The organism is Burkholderia lata, from assembly GCF_000012945.1.
In the GTDB taxonomy this organism is placed as follows: domain Bacteria; phylum Pseudomonadota; class Gammaproteobacteria; order Burkholderiales; family Burkholderiaceae; genus Burkholderia; species Burkholderia lata.
In genome coordinates this window covers 410,705-427,467 of sequence record NC_007510.1, presented here as the reverse complement: position 1 = coordinate 427,467, position 16,763 = coordinate 410,705, and the positions used below count along the sequence as shown (strand labels likewise).

The window sequence follows — 16,763 nt, the reverse complement described above, 5'->3', positions numbered from 1 at the left end:
CGGCAACGGGGACGCCACGCGCCCCGTTGCCGCAACCGACTTTAGACCGCGTAGGTCTTGTCGTTCTTCGTCAGACTCCAGGCGCCTTGCGTGTTGCCGCCCTGGTTGCCGCCGATCTTCTGCTGGGTTTGCTTCCACTGCACAGCTGCGTACTTCAGCGAGAACGTCTCGAGCGGCAGACCTTCTTCGCGAACGCTCGGGGCGATGCTCGAGATGATCACGTACTTGAGCTTGACTTCCAGATACTGCACGCGCTTGCCTTCACCGTCAGCGCGCGAGAAATGGACCGTCACCTCGTCGAACGTGGTGCCGCCCGAAGCGTGTTGGTACAGCAGCGGGCTCGACGAATCGATTTCCTTCGTGAAAATCATGTCGCCGTGTTCGCAACGCGTCATCGTGTGACCGCCTGCGGTCGATGCGGTTGCCGAACGCGGTTGAACGATCGAGTGATCCCACGATTTCAGCTCGATCCAGCCCTGGTGGTCCTTGTCCGCGGATTCGCCCTTCACCGCGGGACTACCAAACTGCAAGTGCATATGTAACATGGCCCTTCGACTCCCCAAAGAGGTGGTTTTAACGTCCTACCCAGGCGGCCCGCCCGGGCGATTTACTCGCTTATGAATTTGCCGGTTTGGGCAGATCAGCGACAAGTCGCAGAGATATCGAGAGTTCGTCGAGCTGAAAGTGCGGGCGCAGGAACGCGACCGAACGATACGAGCCCGGCTTGCCCGGAATCTCTGACACTTGTATGGATGCCTCGCGCAGCGGAAATTGCGCTTTCTGTTCCTGCGAGGCGTTATCGTCGAGCAGGACGTACTGCGAAATCCACCGGTTAAGGAAAGTCTCCACGTTCTGCGCCGATGCGAAGCTGCCGATCTTGTCCCGCATCATCGCCTTCAGGTAGTGCGCGACGCGCGATACCGAGAAGATGTACTGAAGCTGGGCGGACAGGACGGCGTTCGCATTCGCGCTGTCGGTGCTGTATTTCTTGGGTTTCTGCACCGACTGCGCAGCGAAGAACGCGGCGTAATCTGAGTTCTTGCAATGGACGAGCGGGATGAAGCCGAGGTCGCTCAGCTCCTTCTCGCGGCGATCGGTGATCGCGATTTCGGTCGGGCACTTCAGCGCGACTTCACCGTCGTCGGTCTTGAACGTGTGGGTCGGCAGGTCCTCGACGAGGCCGCCGCCTTCGACGCCGCGGATCGCCGCGCACCAGCCGAAGTCGTCGAATGCGGCCGTCAGGCGCGCAGCAAACGCCCACGCGGCGTTGCACCACAGGTACTTGTCGTGGTCGGTGCCGTCGACGTCCTCGACGAAGTTGAAGTTCTCCGCCGTCTGGCCGTCCTTCGGATTGAACGGCAGGCGGCCGAGGAAGCGCGGCAGCGTCAGGCCGACGTAGCGCGAATCTTCGGCGTCGCGGAACGACTTCCACTTCGCATATTCGACCGTATCGAACACCTTGCCGAGGTCGCGCGGCTTGCCGAGGTCGGAGAACGACTCGAGGCCGAGCAGCTCCGGCGATGCCGACGCGATGAACGGCGCATGCGCGGCCGCCGCGACGTGCGACATCTGCTCGATGAAGTACATGTCTTCCGGCTGGCGCGAGATCTCGTAATCGCCGATCAGCGCACCGAACGGCGAACCGCCGAACGTGCCGAATTCTTCTTCGTAGACCTTCTTGAACAGCGCGCTCTGGTCGAACTCGCTCGCGCCCTTGAAGTCGCGCACGAGGTCGCGCTTCGGTGCGTGCAGCGCCTTGATCTTGATCGTCTGGCCGGTGTTGCTTTCCTTGACCAGGTAGTCCATCCCGCGCCACGTGCTTTCGAGGCGCTGGAACTCCGGCGCGTGCATCACTGCGGAAAGCTGCGTGGAAATCAGGCGGTCCAGTTCCGCGACGCGCGCGTCGATCGTGGCCGACAGGTTGTCCGACACGATCACCGTGCCGTCGAGCACCTGGTGCACGAGTTCGCCGATCAGGTCCTTCGCACGCGCATGCTCGGAATCGGATTTCGCGACCTTGCTCTTCTCGACGATGTCGTCGAGCAGCGAAGTCCCGGCGGCGTAATCCGCGCCGCTCGCTTGGGCCGCAGCCGTTTGCTGGTTCATCTCAACACTCCGTCGTCATTCGCCGTCTTTGTCGCCGCCCGTGCCCTTCGCGAGCTCCTGCAGCTGCTGCGTGTTCTTCAGCACTTCGGACAGCAGATCCTCGAGCTTGTCGTTGCCGGCAAGCTTGTTGCGCAGGTCGGCGAGCTTCGAGCGCGCCTCGAGCAGGCGGCGCAGCGGCTCGACCTGTTCGACGACTTCGTCCGGGCTGAAATCCGACAGCGAACGGAACTTCAGGTCGACCGCGAACTTGCCGCCTTCCGGGCTCAGGCGGTTTTCCACCTGGAACGCGGCACGCGGCTCGATCGCCTTCATCACATCGTCGAAATTGTCGCGATCGATGTTGACGAATTTACGGTCGCGCAGCTTCGGCTGCTCGATTTCGGACTGGCCCGCCAGATCGCCGACGACCCCGACGACGAACGGCAGTTCCTTCACCTCGATCGCATCGCCCTTCTCGACCTCGTAGGTCAGTTGGACGCGCGGCGGCCGTATTTTCTGCAAGCTTTTCTGAATGCTTTCTTTCTTGGCCATCTCGACGGCTCCCAGGTTAGTTGTGGTTATCGCGTCAGTGTTGCGGTCAGTTGCGCAGTGCGCCGAACGGGTCACCGCCCTTCGCCCCGCCGCCCGACGACGTGTTGGTCGGCGGCGGCGCGACGTTCGATTCGGCGGTCTGCGTCTGGGCCTTCTTCGTATGGACGACCGTACGACCCTTCTTGCCCCGGCCCGTGGCGCGGGTCGTCGTTTCCGGCGGGAACAGCGCCGATTCGCCCAGCGTATCGCGCAGCTGCTTCGCGAGCGCCTGCGCATCCGACTTCGCGTCACCCGCGAGCGACGAATCCTGGCGCAGTTCGCCGAGCGACTGCGTCGCGATCCGCAGGCCGGCCACGGCCAGCACGCTCTTCGCCTGACGGTCGGTCGCGTCGCGCTGCAGGGCTTCCTGCGCGGCAACGATTGCCTGGCCGTAGTGGTTCTGGGCGAACTGGATTTGCGCGATGCGCGACCACGGCTCTTCGCGCGTCGGATCCGACTTCGCGAGCTGCTGATAGAGGCCGAGCGCCTTGTCCTGGTCCCCCGCCTTCGCAACTGCGTCCGCATCCGCCAGCGACTTGTTGAACACTTCGGCAGTCGGCGGTGCGGGAGGCTGGCTCGCACAACCGGCGATCACGCCGCAAGCCACTACTACCCCAGACAGTTTTGCGAAGAGACGGTCTTTCATCGTTATATCCACCGGCGCGTGAGTTTTAAATCGTTGAGAATCTGGTTCTTTTGCTTTGCAAGAAGCGCGCGGGTATAGTACCGATCAATTTTTCATAATTCAATCGTCGTGTGAAGAGTAATTCCTTTTAAAACCGGGCGCTACCCCCTCCAATGGCCTCTCGCAGCGGGCTCGCAGCGATTTTTCTTTCGGCCGGAATGGGCAAGTTTTACTGGTTTCGCGACGTGCCGCCCGGATGGCGGAAAAAATTTCCGGACGCCTGCCATGATGCGGGCGTGCTTAATAGTTGAACGGTGCAATGCCGGGGATACGCAGCGAACGCGGAAATACCCGGCAGATTTGACAGGGATAAAAGGCAGCCCGCCGGAAAACCGATGAGATCGTTGATGATTCGCTACGCGCTGCCACTGGTTGCCTGCGCCCTTCTGGCCGGATGCGCGGCCGCCCCGCTGCTCGGCTCGGCCGCGAGCGCCGTGATGTCCGCGGCCGGGATCGGCAAGCCCGAGGTGCCCGACGCGCAGAAGCCGCCGCGCAACCTCGGCATCACGCTCGCCGCGGCGCCGAACCTGAACGCCGCGACCGACAACAAGCCGCTCGCGCTCGTCGTGCGGCTCTATACGCTGAAGGACCCGACATCGTTCCAGCAGGCGCCGTTCGATGCCTTTACGGATCCGACCAAGGAAAAGGCCGCGCTGGGCGCCGACCTGCTGAACGTGCGTGAAATCACGCTGATTCCGGGCCAGCGCTATACGGCGACCGAGAAGGTTTCGCGCGAAGCGCAGGCATTCGGCATCGTCGCGCTGTTCCGCGATCCCGCACTACAACGATGGAAACTGACGTTCGATCCGGTGAAGTCGGAGAAATCCGGCATAATCATCGGCCTGCATAATTGCGCGATGACGGTCACCGACGGCACTGTCATCGCACCGCAACAGGGTGCGCCTTCGCAACCGCTGAATTTGCTTTCTTCGGTCTCCTGCGGTTAAACAATGACGCACGAATGTCAATTAACAAGAGTTAACAATTGGCGATTTAATTCGGGCACGAACAAATCGATTACATCGCAACGCGACATTAACCGGATTTGACATGAGTTATTCGGCCAAGGTGCTGTGGGGGGAAGGGCTGTTCCTCCGGCCTCAACACTTTCAGCGACAGGACGCGTACCACGAAGCGCGCCTGTTCGAATCGATCCAGGCGATCCAGCCGTACAACTGGGGCGTGCGCTCGGTGCGCATCGACCGCGATGCGCTCGGCAGCAACGTGCTGCGGGTAGCCGAGCTTGCGCTCGTGTTCCCGGACGGCGCGCTGTATGCCGCGCCGCAGGCCGACGACCTGCCGCCGCCGATCGCGCTGGACACGCTGCCTGATGGCATCAACGAATTCGTGTTCTATCTCGCGCTGCACCCGCTGCGCGAGAACGGCACCAACTACAGCGACGATCCGGCCGCCGGCTTCATGACGCGCTTCGTCAGCGAGCAGACCAGCGTCGGCGACAACTTCACCGACGCGGCCGAAGCCGACATCACGTTCCTGAAGACGCAGGTCAAGCTGATCGCGCACAGCGAACCGCGCGACCAGCTGCTGTCGGTGCCGCTCGTGCGTGTGCGCCGCACCGCGACGTCGGGTTTCGAGATCGACGACAGCTTCGTGCCGCCGTGCCTCGCGATCGACGCGTCGCCGATCCTCCACCAGCGGCTGCGCCAGCTCGTCGACGCGCTGCAGGCGAAGGTGAACGCGCTGTACGGCTTCCACCGTGAACCGTCGAAGAACATCATCGAGTTCCGCTCGGGCGACATCGCGTCGTTCTGGCTGCTGCACACCGCAAACGCCGCGTTCGCGACGCTCGCGCACCTGCACCAGCATTCGGCGCTGCACCCGGAGCGGCTGTTCCAGGAACTGCTGCGCCTTGCGGGCCAGCTGATGACGTTCTCGAAGGGCTACACGCTCGCCGACCTGCCGGTGTACCGCCACGACGATCCGGGCCCGAGCTTCGCGCGTCTCGACCTGATGCTGCGCGAGCTGCTCGACACCGTGATCTCGACGCGCTACTTCGCGATCACGCTCGATGAGGTGCGCCCGTCGTTCCACCTCGGCCGCCTCGATTCCGGCAAGATCGACGACAAGACCGAGTTCTACCTGGCGGTGTCCGCGGACATGCCGAGCGTCGAGCTCGTCGATGCGGTGCCGGCCCGTTTCAAGGTCGGTGCCCCCGACGACGTCGACAAGCTCGTGCTGTCGGCCATGCCCGGCGTGCGGCTCTCGTACACGCCGCAGGTGCCGCCCGCGATTCCGGTGCGCCCGGGCGCCTGCTACTTCGCGCTCGATTCGCGTGGTGCGCTGTACGAGCGCATGCTGCAGGCCCAGTCCGCGATGATCTACGCGCCGACTGGCATCAATGACCTGAAATTCGAACTGATCGCGGTCACATCATGAGCTACGCGCCTTCCCTGTTCGGCGACAACGCGCCGGCACCGCTGCATACGCCCGCGTCGACCGACGCCTCGTTCCAGGCCCGTTCGCTGCTCGACCTGCTGTACGACGGGTTCTTCATGCTGTTCCTGCTTAAGAACGGGCGGGAACCGGAGAGCGCGGGCGAATTCAGCACGCGGATCCAGGAATTCCTGTCGGATTTCGAGCGCGGTGCGAAGAAGCTGAATATCGCGGCTGAAGACGTGTACGGCGCGAAGTTCGCGTTCTGCGCGGCGATCGACGAGATGGTGCTGTCGTCGCAGTTCAAGATCCGCACGGACTGGGAACGCCGGCCGCTGCAGCTCGTGCTGTTCGGCGAGCAGCTCGCGGGCGAGAAGTTCTTCCAGTATCTCGAGGAATGTCGCGCGCAGGGCGCGGCGCGGCTGCAGTCGCTCGAGGTGTTTCACATGTGCCTGCTGCTCGGGTTCCAGGGGAAGTATCTGCTGGAAGGGCCGGAGAAGCTGGCTTACCTCACCGCGCGGCTGGGGGACGAGATCGCGCACATGAAGGGCAAGCGGGCGCCGTTCGCGCCCCATTGGCCGCTGCCGGATCAGATCGCGCATCGGTTGAAGCGTGAGGTGCCGGTGTGGGCGATTGGGGCGGTGTTCGCGCTCGTGGCGCTGCTCGGGTATCTCGGGCTCAACACGTACCTGAAGGACAAGACGCTGCAGGCGTTGGCGCCTTATTCGCAGGTGATCAAGGTCGGGCCGGAGTCGGCTAATTTGACGATTTCGTTGCCTTGAGGGGTGAGCTTCGTACCGCCGCTGATGCTTCATGAAAAAAGGACCGCTTGGCGGTCCTTTTTTGTTTGTGGCGTGCTCGCTGCGTGACGTCAGAACAGGATGAACGCGTCGTTTTCGATGTAGAACACGAACGCGTCAAACAGCTGGGCGAGCGTCGGCTCGTCAATCTGGTCATGCGCATTGATCACGATGTCCTCGATCGTCGCGCTGTCCAGCGTCACTTGCCAGCCGGTCTGTCGGGCGATGGCAGGCACTGCATCGTCTCCGGCATCTTTGGTGTCTTCGGAGAATGCACCTTCCGTGTCGAGCGTCCACGGCATCGGAGGGAGATAGAGCCATCCGGAGAAATCGCCCGGGCGTTCGAGAATGTGTTTCAGCGACACTTCGGTCGCGGAGGTGGTCGACATGGGTATTGCGGTGATAACAGAGGTAAATGTGCCCGCGTGGCAATGCGGCGGGCACAAGGATATGCATGCGCTGCAGCGCTCGTGTCAGCGAGCCGTGATTATGCCAATTCCGCACGCATGAGGTTGGTCCTGCGACCGTTGCTGCCTCATGCCCGGCCGCAAATCAATCGAGGCGCAGCGTGATCGCCTGACTCGCGAAGATCGCCGTCAGCCCCTGCTTCAGGTGTTCGAGCCGGTCGGTTGCACACACAACGATCGTCACCAACGCCAGCCCTTCCGGCCATGCGACATCGCGAGACAGTTCGATGTTGAGCATTTCCCCCTGCAGCGAAACCGACGCGACGCCACCGTATCCGGCCACGCCATCTTCACCGACCTCCATGTAGTAGGTGTCGAGACCGAGCGCCTCGTCCTGCTCGTCGTCTTCGGTTCCGCGCTGCAGGATCACGTAGCTGGACGGCGGGTCGTGATCCGCGAGGCCGACGATGTGGACGCCGTCCTCGAACGTGTAAGTCACGATATTCGCGAAGAATCTGAAGTCCATTTCGTTAGGTTCCTGATGGATATGCGGAATTCATGACGTGCGGTGCGAATCCTGCCTCGGGCGACAGTCTTTCAAGAGTCGAGTCCACCATCGATGCTCCAACCCGATTTCAGCACCAGGAAAGCATCGATTGCCGTCTTCCGCTTTTTTGGATGATCGAATTTCAAGATGGCTGCCGGGAATTCTCCGGGCTTTTCCAAATCAATTAACTTTGAATCGGCAGAATCGTTTATGGGTCGAATTGTTACGTGATCGTTTGATTTGTCATTCGTCGCTTGTAAGCCACACGAGCAACGCTTTTCCAAGTCTAGCGCAACGTATTTCCCGCTATCCAGTCCAGCCACTGACGTCGCCGCCGATACACCTGACTCTTTCCCGCCTTTGCGATCCGCGCCTTTCCCAAGTCTTGGAGTAGGACTATCAGGTGTTCCAAACGCATTTCCAAAAAACGGTTCCACTCGTTAGAACTTTCGGCTCGAATCCAGAGAGTCCAGTCGGATCGATCCAGCTTATCGAATTCGGCGCGTACTGCTAAACGTTGATGCTGCCCACGAGCCCGATAAAGTTTTTCGAGATGAATCGACCCGATTGCGAATCGTAATACCGGTGCCGGTTATAGTGCAGCCCCGTTTCGCGATCGAAGTACTGTCCGGTGAACCGCGGCGGATTCGTGATGCCCGCCTGCCGTGCCGCTTCTCTGATTGCATCGTATCAAGAGGGCTGCTAAGGGACAGCCCTCCATCCTTCTCGGCCAGCTGACATTGGAGCCTGCACAAATTCAGGGCAAGTTCTCAATTTCCGATATCACTTGATCAAGCAAATCATCATTGATGACGATCGAGAAATCCCACACCTCTTGATCCTCTCCAACAAGCACATATACATCACCATCCTCTCTTTTCCAATGAACTGAACTATTCGCCGACTCCCCTACTAAGGCATAGTCACTCCCCCGCCTTCCGAAATGGATGATCTTCCCAACATCAACGATCGACACATACACATTTAACTCCACCACCGGCGCCGAGAATTTAATGAGAACAGCCTTACCACCGCTCCGATCGAAAGCATGATCAACTGAGATATCAAACTCAAAATCGCTCATTCATATCACCTTAATGTAAGTTGTCGACATCAATACCTTTGTCGGCAAGCTGGCCGGCGCAATTATGCTCTGAAGGTCCACAAGGATCACGCTTTGACGTTCCAACTGATTTTAATCCCAGAACGCAATTCATCAAATTCTCTTCCGCATGCTTATTCTTAGAAGTAGGAACCCTCTTTATTCCAAGACTATCGGCCATTTCTCGTTGACCTGCATCAAAACCGTTGCTACTGCCTGCAAACAAGCCGCCAGACTCGTCCTGACCAACTGCAATCGTTCTTTGGTTTACGGCGGGCTTAAACTTTCCAGCCTCGCGGATTTTCTGCGCCAGTTTTTGAAGCGTCCCTCTCGGCTTACCTGTCACCGGATTGATGCCACATGAGCAAGAGCAGCCACCCTCGGACTTCGATAGCCCTAACGGATCGACCCACTTGACCGGATTGGGCGCGTATTGATAAACGTTGATGCCGCCAGCGAGCCCGATCGGGTCTTTCGATACGAAACGCCCCGATCTCGGATCATAGTACCGGTGCCGGTTGTAGTGCAGCCCCGTTTCATCATCAACCTGTTGCCCCTGAAACCGCAACGAACTCCTCGGCACGATCCCCGCCACCTTCGACGCCCGCGCGATCACCTCCCGCGCTTCCCCCCACGCCTTATACGACGCCTCCCACACCACATCGCCTTCGTCATCCGTCAGCAATTGCGGTGTGCCGATCTGGTCGCAGTGGTAATAGAACGCGTGCGCATCCCCCACCCGCTCCGGCAACCGTTGCAACGGATCGTCTTCCGGTACATACCGATCGGTCTCACGGCGCGACGGCGTCTCGAACCCGTCTACCGATGCACTCGCGTACTGCACCATCGGCACGAACGAACCCGCTTCGTAAAGGTAATGCGTGCTGCCCTGCTCCCCACTCTCATATGCCAGCGTATCGCCATCCCACCCGAACACCGTGCGCTCGCCGTTCACCTCTTTCGCAATACGACGGCCCAGCGCATCGTAGTAGTACCGCGACTCGCTCCTGCGAGCGACCTCGTCAACCGTCGCCGCAGTCATCCGATTGAACGCGTTCCACTCGTAACGCTGCTCACCCGCTGGCGATCTGCGATGGACGAGATTGCCGCGCGCGTCGTACGCGAAATGCTCCCCCGCATATTGCTTCAACAAGTTGCCCAACACCTTGGGCACTTCCGCAGGCAACGTACTCTCGGTAGCACGTACCGGACTCGGCCGGCTCTCCGTGCGAGGCGCTTCAACACGTACCGGGTCGATGATATTGCTCGCCGGATCGAACGCGAACCGCTCCTTGCCCGCCGGTCCGATCGACTCGAGCAACCGTCCGACCGGATCGTAACGATAGTCCGTCAATCCTCTGCGATTGTCTTCAATCTGTACGAGTTGGCCGGCCGCGTCGTAACGATACCGACGCTCCGCCAGCGGCGCGGGTGCATTCGCACGCTGTACCGTACGCTGCGCCAACCTGCCTGCACGATCGTATGCAGTGTGTTGATCGATCTTGCTCGGCAGGGTGCGCAACGTTTCCCGATGCAGATCGTCCCGCTCGATCTGAACGAGTTCCTTGCCGTCGAGCATCAACCCGTGGACGTGTCCCGAGCCGTACGTGAGCCAGTCGACTGCATGGCCGTCCGGCCGGACCGTTCCGATCCGGTTGCCGATTTCGTCGTACCGGTGATGCCATACGAAACTCCGGCTCGAACCGAACAGGTCGTAAGCGTGATGCTCGCGCACCAGATTACCGGCCGGGTCGAAGAACCGTTGAACGCGGCTATATCGATTGCTGGCCTCGATCAATCGTCCCAGCGGGTCGTACGAGAAACGCTCCGCCTCTTCGCCGACCGAACGGCCATTAAGCCGTCCACCGCGATCGTGGGACATCGTCATGACCTGTCCCGCCTCGTCGACCGATTCGAGACGGCTGCTCGCCTCGTCATACGAATAGCGCGTGGCCTTCCCGTCGAAATCGATCTCCTCGATCATTCGACCTGCCACGTCATAGCGAAACGAGTAATTCGCGTGATTCTGGTTGGTCAGCCCAACGATCCGCCCGAGCCGGTCATAGCGATATGACAGCGATTGCCCCAACGCATCGGTGCGGATATTGATACGCCCGCTCGCGTCGTAGCCGTAACGCGTGTTGCGGTTCAGCGGATCGATATGGGTCAGCAGACGCCCTTCCGCGTCGTAGCTCAGTTGCTCGCGCCCCGCCGGCGACACGACTTCGATCAACTGGCCATTCGCACCATAACGGTATGCAGTTACCCCACCCGCCGCATCCTTCGCTTCCGAGAGGCGCCCCTGCGCGTCATACGCCCACTGCGACGTCTTGCCCGAGCAATCGGTATAACCGGTCAACTGGCCGACGTCGTCGTACTTCAGCGCTTTCACGCCTCCCTTCGCATCCTTGATCCGGGTAAGCAGTCCTCGCCCGTCGTACGCATATTCGGTCTTGTGGCCGAGCGGGTCGACTTCCGCCACCATGTTCCCCGCATCGTCATATTCACGCAGCCACGGATGCCCAAGTGGATCGGTCACGCGAACGAGCTGGTCCTTCTGGTCGTACGCCATCTCGACCACGCTGCCGTCGGTACGCTGATGGCGTACGAAGTTGCCGCGCACATCGTATTCCATCTGCTCGACGGTACCGTCACGATGGATGTACTGAACGAGTTTGTCGTTCGCGTCCCGATACATCCACTCTTCGCTACCGTCCGGATGAATCACACGGAACGAATAACCCTTGCTGTCGTAGTAGTGGTGCGTGACATTGCCGAGCGCGTCGGTCACGCTGACCATCCGGAAGTCCGGATGCCACGCGAGGCGGACCTCATCGCTGCCGTCGTCGGCGTATTCGCGGAAGCATTTTGCCTTCGGGCCGTCACCGTTCCACTCGAGGTTCACACCGCGGCCAGTGCGATCGGTATATCGCGTCACGAGGTGGTGTCGATAACGGTACTCGCGGCGATTACCGTAGCGGTCCGTCGCCCCGATCAGATCGTTCTGGTCGTCGTACTCGTAGCTCGCAAGTGTGCCGACGTACTCGCCTTGTGCGTCATGATGCGTAATGCCAACGATCCGCCCCCGCACGTCATGTCGGAACGCAACCTGAACGTGCGATGCAATCAGGCGATGCAACCGCCCTTCGGTATCGTAGTCGAGCGTCACCTGATTGCCGGCGCGGTCCTTGACGAATGCGAGACGGAACACGTTGCCGTGCCGCTCGTACGCTTCGAGCAGCGTATGTCCGCGCGTCACCGTCAGCCACTGCTCGTCCAGCCGCAATAACGTCTGTCCCTCGGAAAGATCATCATGCGCACTTCCAACACCGAGTAGCGGGTATTCGATACTTCGTCCGGCGGCATCGTGATAGACGAGCTTTTCCGCAGCAATATCGAAACGCGTCGTATACGGCGTGATCCAGCGTGCGCCTAGTTCGCCCTGCTCGTCGTTCGCGTCGAAGAACGATCGATAGGTACGCGCCCAGGCAATGGGTAACGGCCCGTCGATCGTGAAGTCTTCGTGATTGATTTGCTCGTCGCCGAGCGCGAATCCGATTGAATTCAGGGTGGCGGCAGGTGGCGTCTTCACCGGGGTATGTGTCGGGCAACAACTCGGCCCCGGATGATGCGCTTCAGTGGTTTTTTGAACCTCGTCAATTCGATGTTCCGGACGCGTCTCTTTGACCTTCGCCGTCTTGTGTTCCTGAATCCCCGCCGACTGCGGCTTCGGATGGCTCTTGCGCCAGCTCCGCATGCCGTCTTCACCGATCGTGATGATCCACCCGATCTTGCCCGCATCGTTCCCGTCGAGCTCGCGAATGCACTTCTGGACCGTCGGAATCCGCTTGTAGATATCGTCGGCGAAGAGCTGAAGCTTCTTCGTCGAATTCGGGGTGATCAGATCGGCGGCGGAGGTCGCCGTGTTGATAACGACCTTCCCCTCGACCTTGCGGATGTCCGAGAGGAATCCGCCGAAATTGTCGAGGATCTTCCTGCCGTCGTACGCAACGATAGCCTCCCCGACACCCTTCAGATGCGACCCGGCCGACTTCACGTTGTGCCCGACTTCGTACTTCTTCCCCGCCGCATGGGCGAACACGTCGGCGATCGCCTTCATCAGATCGCCGATGAATTTGGCGCAGTGCTCGAGCAGCTCCTTCAGCCCGTCACGTATCACCTTCAGGAATTTTTCGATCTCGCCCGCATAACGCTCCTGCACGTTCGCGACGATTGCGGAGATGACCGAATCCCGCAGCACCTGCAACGCTGCCTCGCCCACCGCCTTGCCACTTTTGACGATCTCTTGCCGAATGAGCTTCAGCACCGGGCGCGCGCCGAGCCGAAGCTCGGCGGTAGCCGGCGGCAACGGCACGACCCCGATCAGATCGAGACCGAGGTTGACCCAGTCGAACATGTCGATCGGTTCATCGCCATGCTCGATCATCGCCTTGATGTCGAGCACCGCATCGACTGCCGCAAAGATATTGGCCAGAACCGGCACGTTCTCCGCGACCGTCTTCAGCCGGCCGACGTTGACCACGCCGCCGCTGACCTTGATCAGCCACTTGTCGAATACATCGATGCCGGCTTGTACGTCGGCCTCCGTGATCTTCATGATCGGAGACACGAACACATCGGTAGGTTTGGGTTGAAGGACGCCCGCAGCGGTCATGATTTTTCTGTTCTCGAGTATTTGAAAGGGGCGACGCTCAGCTCATTTTCAGCGCGGCGGCGGCGCTACGCGCCGTCTGCGCGAGACCGCTGACCTGCTGCGCGGCGGCACTCAACTGGCCCGCGTGCGACAGCGCCGCCTGCGCCCCCGCCGGCAGCATGTTGGCCGCAGCCTGCTGCGCGATACCGAGGCCCTGGCCTGCCACTGCCTTCGCAAGGGCAGCACCGCCCTGCGACGCCGAGCTCGCCAATCCCGCGACCGTTTTCGCCGCACCCAGTGCATTCGACGCGCCGGCCGGCAGCATGCCGACCAGCGCCTGCTGCGCCATGCCCATGCCTTGACCAACGGCGGCCTTCGCCAGCGCCGCTCCACCCTGCGTCGCCGCACCGGCCAGGCCCGTCAGCGCGCCGGCTGCACCACCCGCTGCCGGCAGAAACGAACCGAGCTGCGCCTGTGCGGTTTCCGCGGCGCCTGCCGCCGGCGCCGGATTGGCCGGCCACGGCGCCACATCGAACCGGCTCGCCTGTTGATCCTGCGAGCGCGGATCCTCCCCGAACTTCACCTGCACCGCCCCCGGTGGCAGGCCACTCACGATCATGTGCCCGTTGTTGTCGAGCGCCCCTTTCTTCAACAGCCCGCCATTCGCATCGAACACCGAGAACAAGCCGCCCTTCACCGGCTGGCCGTTCCCGTACGTATGCAACAACTCCAACTGCCCCGGCTGATCCGGCCGCGGGCTCGGCAACGGATACCCCATGCTCGCCGGCCCCGCGAACGTATGCGACGCGCCCTTCACATCCACCGCCCCCGGCGTATGGATCTCGATATTCCCGCCCTGGATGCGGACATACCCGCCGCCGCTCGTCAGCAGAATCCCCTGATCGGCCGCGATCTCGATCCGGTCCGTCGACGACACCACCTTCACCGTCTTCTGCGCGGTCACCTCGACGTTGTCCGACTGCGCCTGGATCTCCACCTTGCCCTTGCCCGCGAACAGCTTCATCCCCGCGTTCTGCACGAACAGGCTCAGCTTCTGCCCGATGCTCCCGATCAGCGACTTGCCTGCGGCAACGTGCACGCTCTGCCCGCTCGCCACGTTCACGTGATCGTTCGCGACCACGTGCACCGACTGCTGCGTCGACATCCCGATCCCCGACGGGCTGCCGAACAGCATCACCGGCTCCTTGAATGCGTTCGCGTTACCCGTGCCGCCGCCTGCCGTACGCCCGCCGGACGCGCTGCCCGATGCGCTGTCCTGTGTCGCGTCCGTGAACGCGCGCATCGTGTCCTGCGCGTCCTTCAGGCTTTCCGCCTGATGCTGCTCGCTCGCGCCCGACATCGCCTCGACGAGGGTCTCGCCCGTCACGAGCTGCTGCTGCGCTTCCCTCACGTCGAGCGGCTGGCTGTTCGCTGCCTTCGGGTGCGTCGTCACGTACAGGCCCTGGCTCGCCCGCACCGCACCATACGCATCGGAACGCAGGTCGAACCCGCTGCCGAGATACGACCCGCGCGAATTGGCGTTGTGATCGATGAGGTAGCCGAGATGCAGCAGGCTGTTCGCGCTGCTGCTCATCAGCTGCACGCGGTTTTGCCCGGTCGCGTCGTCCATCACGAGCTGGTTGTAGCCGCTGCCCGAATACTCTTTCGACCGATACCCGGACAGGATCCCGTCGGTATGCCACTGCGGCTGGTTCGCGCCGTTGTACACGCGCCCGACCGCGAGCGGCCGGTCGCAGTCGCCGCCGACGTAGTCGATCAGCACCTCCTCGCCGATGCGCGGCACGTGCACGCCGCCGTAGCCACCGCCCGTATCCGACTGCACGACGCGCACCCAGCACGATGCATTCTCGTTACCCGGGTTCATCCGGTCCCACACGAACTGCACGCGGATCCGGTTCAGGGTGTCGGTATAGACTTCCTCGCCCTGCGGCCCGACGACGATCGCGGTCTCGAGGTGCATCTCCGGCTTGTGATGCTCGAACGGGCTGCGATACGGGACGCTCACACGTTGCGCTTCGACTTCGACGAGATAGAAGCCGGCCGAACCGTCGTCGTGCTGAACGCGAAACGCAGGATCGGCGCCGTAGTTGTCCTGTGCCTGCGTCAACGCTTCGCGCAGGCTGTACGGAAAGTCCGCGCTGTCGCTTGCGACGGGCAGATTGTTCTCGATCCACCACGCGACCTCGATCGCGGCGAACTCGCGCTGATCGGCGGGATCACGATCGTGCTCGGGATGATCGGCCAGCGTGAAGCGCCGGCCGGCATCGATCGCACGCACGCCGCCCGCGCCATGGAAACGCTTCGCTTGCGACTCCCACGCCTCCATCTTGACCTTCGTCAGATGGTCACCGCGCGTCTGGTCGAGATACGTGTAGCCGCCCGTGTACTCGTAGACTTCGAGTTGATCCGGCAACTCGCCCTGGCCGCCCATCGTCGGCAGCGACGTGCCTTTCGGGTTCGACGGCTGCGAAGGATTCTTGTAGTCGAACGTGCGCGTCGTGCGGGTCACGCTCTGCAGCATGCGCGTACCCGACCATTGCGTGAACGCGTCGGCTTCGCTGGCCGCGCCGCCGCGATAAAAGCGCACGGCTTCCGGCGACAGCGGCGCGAACGCCTGCAGGTTGTCGGTGATGACGAGCGTATGCGACTTGCCGTCGTCGGCCTGCTGCCATGCGCAGTAGAGCCCCTCGCTCTCCATCAGCCGATGCACGAAATGCCAGTCGGTGTCGTGCTGGCGTGTGTAGGAGCGGTTCGGCAGCGGCTTCGTCAGCGCAAAGCGGAAATGGCCCTGGGCCTGCGGATGCTGGTTCAGCACATCGCTGATGATCTGGTCGACGGTCGTGTCGTTCCAGAGCCGCTGATCGCGACGGAACTTCAGGAAATGGGTGAAATCCGCGAACGCGAGCTGATAGGTCGTGAGCCCGCCGTCGGCGCCCAGCCGGCGTGCGGTATGCACATATCCGTTGACTGGCCGGTAGCCGAGATCGCCCTGCTGGATCCACAACGTCACCGGCTGTGCGATCAGCTTTTTAAGTTCCACATCGCTGTCGGTCGACAGCACGTCGAGCGTGAACTCGTACGCGCGCCCGATACGCGAGCGGCCGACCGCCCGCTGAACGGTCAGGACGTTGGCACCCAATGGCGTATCGAGCTTCAGCAACCGGTCCTGCTGAAGCAATCCGCCGCTCAAGGCGGCGATTGTGTTCTGCATGTTCATGAACGGCCTTTTTTCTTTTGACGCGCCCTCGGATGGCACGAGCATTCGATTTTGCTCGCGCGATTTTACAGACAAAGCTGCACGCGCCCTCCAATCTGACCTGATTTAAACCAGCGCAAGCCGATCAGCCCGCGTGCCACGCATGTGGGCAGCAGCCACGCCTGCCGACCACCGCATCCATGAAATCGATTGCAATCAGGGCCAATTCCGGTTTCGGCGCGGCCCGGTTGCGAGTAGTGTCTACATGCCCGTATTACGGC

Annotated in this window: 13 protein-coding genes and 1 pseudogene; 3 read left to right on the top strand and 11 right to left on the bottom strand. The window is 61.6% G+C overall.

The window, feature by feature from the left end; all coding sequences use genetic code 11:
• Window positions 1-41: 41 nt before the first annotated feature.
• The 4 genes from BCEP18194_RS07900 to BCEP18194_RS07885 form a co-directional block, all read right to left on the bottom strand.
• Window positions 42-545, bottom strand: a complete 504-nt coding sequence (locus tag BCEP18194_RS07900) for an Hcp family type VI secretion system effector (RefSeq protein ID WP_006477093.1) — start codon at window positions 543-545, stop codon at window positions 42-44.
• A gap of 70 nt (window positions 546-615) precedes the next feature.
• On the bottom strand, window positions 616-2,106 hold the full coding sequence (gene tssC, locus BCEP18194_RS07895) for a type VI secretion system contractile sheath large subunit (protein WP_011350759.1): 1,491 nt from the start codon (window positions 2,104-2,106) through the stop codon (window positions 616-618).
• Window positions 2,107-2,121: 15 nt separating this feature from the next.
• Window positions 2,122-2,637 carry a type VI secretion system contractile sheath small subunit gene (gene tssB, locus BCEP18194_RS07890; protein ID WP_006484395.1) on the bottom strand — a complete coding sequence of 172 codons (516 nt, stop codon included), beginning with the start codon at window positions 2,635-2,637 and terminating at the stop codon, window positions 2,122-2,124.
• Window positions 2,638-2,683: 46 nt separating this feature from the next.
• Window positions 2,684-3,322, bottom strand: coding sequence for a tetratricopeptide repeat protein (locus tag BCEP18194_RS07885; protein ID WP_011350758.1), 639 nt, complete (start codon window positions 3,320-3,322; stop codon window positions 2,684-2,686).
• A 374-nt stretch (window positions 3,323-3,696) separates the two neighbouring features.
• Between BCEP18194_RS07885 and tssJ the strand changes: the two genes are divergently transcribed.
• The 3 genes from tssJ to icmH all read left to right on the top strand — a co-directional run bounded on the left by tssJ (window position 3,697) and on the right by icmH (window position 6,537).
• Window positions 3,697-4,308, top strand: coding sequence for a type VI secretion system lipoprotein TssJ (gene tssJ, locus BCEP18194_RS07880; RefSeq protein WP_011350757.1), 612 nt, complete (start codon window positions 3,697-3,699; stop codon window positions 4,306-4,308).
• A 103-nt stretch (window positions 4,309-4,411) separates the two neighbouring features.
• The gene (gene tssK, locus BCEP18194_RS07875; protein ID WP_011350756.1) at window positions 4,412-5,758 is read left to right on the top strand and encodes a type VI secretion system baseplate subunit TssK; all 1,347 of its coding nucleotides are present in this window, start codon (window positions 4,412-4,414) and stop codon (window positions 5,756-5,758) included.
• Window positions 5,755-6,537, top strand: a complete 783-nt coding sequence (icmH, locus tag BCEP18194_RS07870; protein ID WP_011350755.1) for a type IVB secretion system protein IcmH/DotU — start codon at window positions 5,755-5,757, stop codon at window positions 6,535-6,537. The genes tssK and icmH overlap by 4 nt, the downstream gene beginning before the upstream one ends.
• Before the next feature lie 89 nt (window positions 6,538-6,626).
• Here the strand turns inward: icmH and BCEP18194_RS07865 are convergent, their stop codons facing one another.
• From BCEP18194_RS07865 to BCEP18194_RS07845, 7 genes and pseudogenes are all read right to left on the bottom strand, one after another.
• Complete coding sequence (locus BCEP18194_RS07865; protein ID WP_011350754.1) at window positions 6,627-6,944, bottom strand: DUF7716 domain-containing protein; 318 nt, start codon at window positions 6,942-6,944, stop codon at window positions 6,627-6,629.
• Window positions 6,945-7,107: 163 nt separating this feature from the next.
• A complete protein-coding gene (locus tag BCEP18194_RS38690) occupies window positions 7,108-7,488 on the bottom strand; it encodes an Imm10 family immunity protein (RefSeq protein ID WP_011350753.1) in 381 nt (126 codons plus the stop codon).
• Between the two features lie 71 nt (window positions 7,489-7,559).
• Window positions 7,560-7,946 carry a hypothetical protein gene (locus BCEP18194_RS41125; protein WP_157687159.1) on the bottom strand — a complete coding sequence of 129 codons (387 nt, stop codon included), beginning with the start codon at window positions 7,944-7,946 and terminating at the stop codon, window positions 7,560-7,562.
• Window positions 7,947-8,022: 76 nt separating this feature from the next.
• A pseudogene (locus BCEP18194_RS39315) lies at window positions 8,023-8,193 on the bottom strand (RHS repeat-associated core domain-containing protein); the annotation flags it as partial.
• A gap of 73 nt (window positions 8,194-8,266) precedes the next feature.
• Entirely contained in the window at window positions 8,267-8,593 is a 327-nt protein-coding gene (locus BCEP18194_RS07855) for a hypothetical protein (RefSeq protein ID WP_011350752.1), read from the bottom strand.
• 10 nt (window positions 8,594-8,603) lie between these two features.
• Window positions 8,604-13,286 (bottom strand): RHS repeat-associated core domain-containing protein, encoded by a 4,683-nt coding sequence (locus BCEP18194_RS07850; RefSeq protein WP_011350751.1) that lies wholly within the window; start codon window positions 13,284-13,286, stop codon window positions 8,604-8,606.
• Between the two features lie 37 nt (window positions 13,287-13,323).
• Entirely contained in the window at window positions 13,324-16,503 is a 3,180-nt protein-coding gene (locus BCEP18194_RS07845) for a type VI secretion system Vgr family protein (RefSeq protein ID WP_041492726.1), read from the bottom strand.
• Between the last annotated feature and the right edge of the window lie 260 nt (window positions 16,504-16,763).

Coding starts and splice junctions, on each gene's coding strand:
- BCEP18194_RS07900 (WP_006477093.1), bottom strand. CDS start 545: ATGTTACATATGCACTTGCAGTTTGGTAGTCCCGCGGTGAAGGGCGAA.
- BCEP18194_RS07850 (WP_011350751.1), bottom strand. CDS start 13,286: ATGACCGCTGCGGGCGTCCTTCAACCCAAACCTACCGATGTGTTCGTG.
- tssB (WP_006484395.1), bottom strand. CDS start 2,637: ATGGCCAAGAAAGAAAGCATTCAGAAAAGCTTGCAGAAAATACGGCCG.
- icmH (WP_011350755.1), top strand. CDS start 5,755: ATGAGCTACGCGCCTTCCCTGTTCGGCGACAACGCGCCGGCACCGCTG.
- tssK (WP_011350756.1), top strand. CDS start 4,412: ATGAGTTATTCGGCCAAGGTGCTGTGGGGGGAAGGGCTGTTCCTCCGG.
- BCEP18194_RS07855 (WP_011350752.1), bottom strand. CDS start 8,593: ATGAGCGATTTTGAGTTTGATATCTCAGTTGATCATGCTTTCGATCGG.
- tssC (WP_011350759.1), bottom strand. CDS start 2,106: ATGAACCAGCAAACGGCTGCGGCCCAAGCGAGCGGCGCGGATTACGCC.
- BCEP18194_RS38690 (WP_011350753.1), bottom strand. CDS start 7,488: ATGGACTTCAGATTCTTCGCGAATATCGTGACTTACACGTTCGAGGAC.
- BCEP18194_RS07845 (WP_041492726.1), bottom strand. CDS start 16,503: ATGAACATGCAGAACACAATCGCCGCCTTGAGCGGCGGATTGCTTCAG.
- BCEP18194_RS07865 (WP_011350754.1), bottom strand. CDS start 6,944: ATGTCGACCACCTCCGCGACCGAAGTGTCGCTGAAACACATTCTCGAA.
- BCEP18194_RS07885 (WP_011350758.1), bottom strand. CDS start 3,322: ATGAAAGACCGTCTCTTCGCAAAACTGTCTGGGGTAGTAGTGGCTTGC.
- tssJ (WP_011350757.1), top strand. CDS start 3,697: ATGAGATCGTTGATGATTCGCTACGCGCTGCCACTGGTTGCCTGCGCC.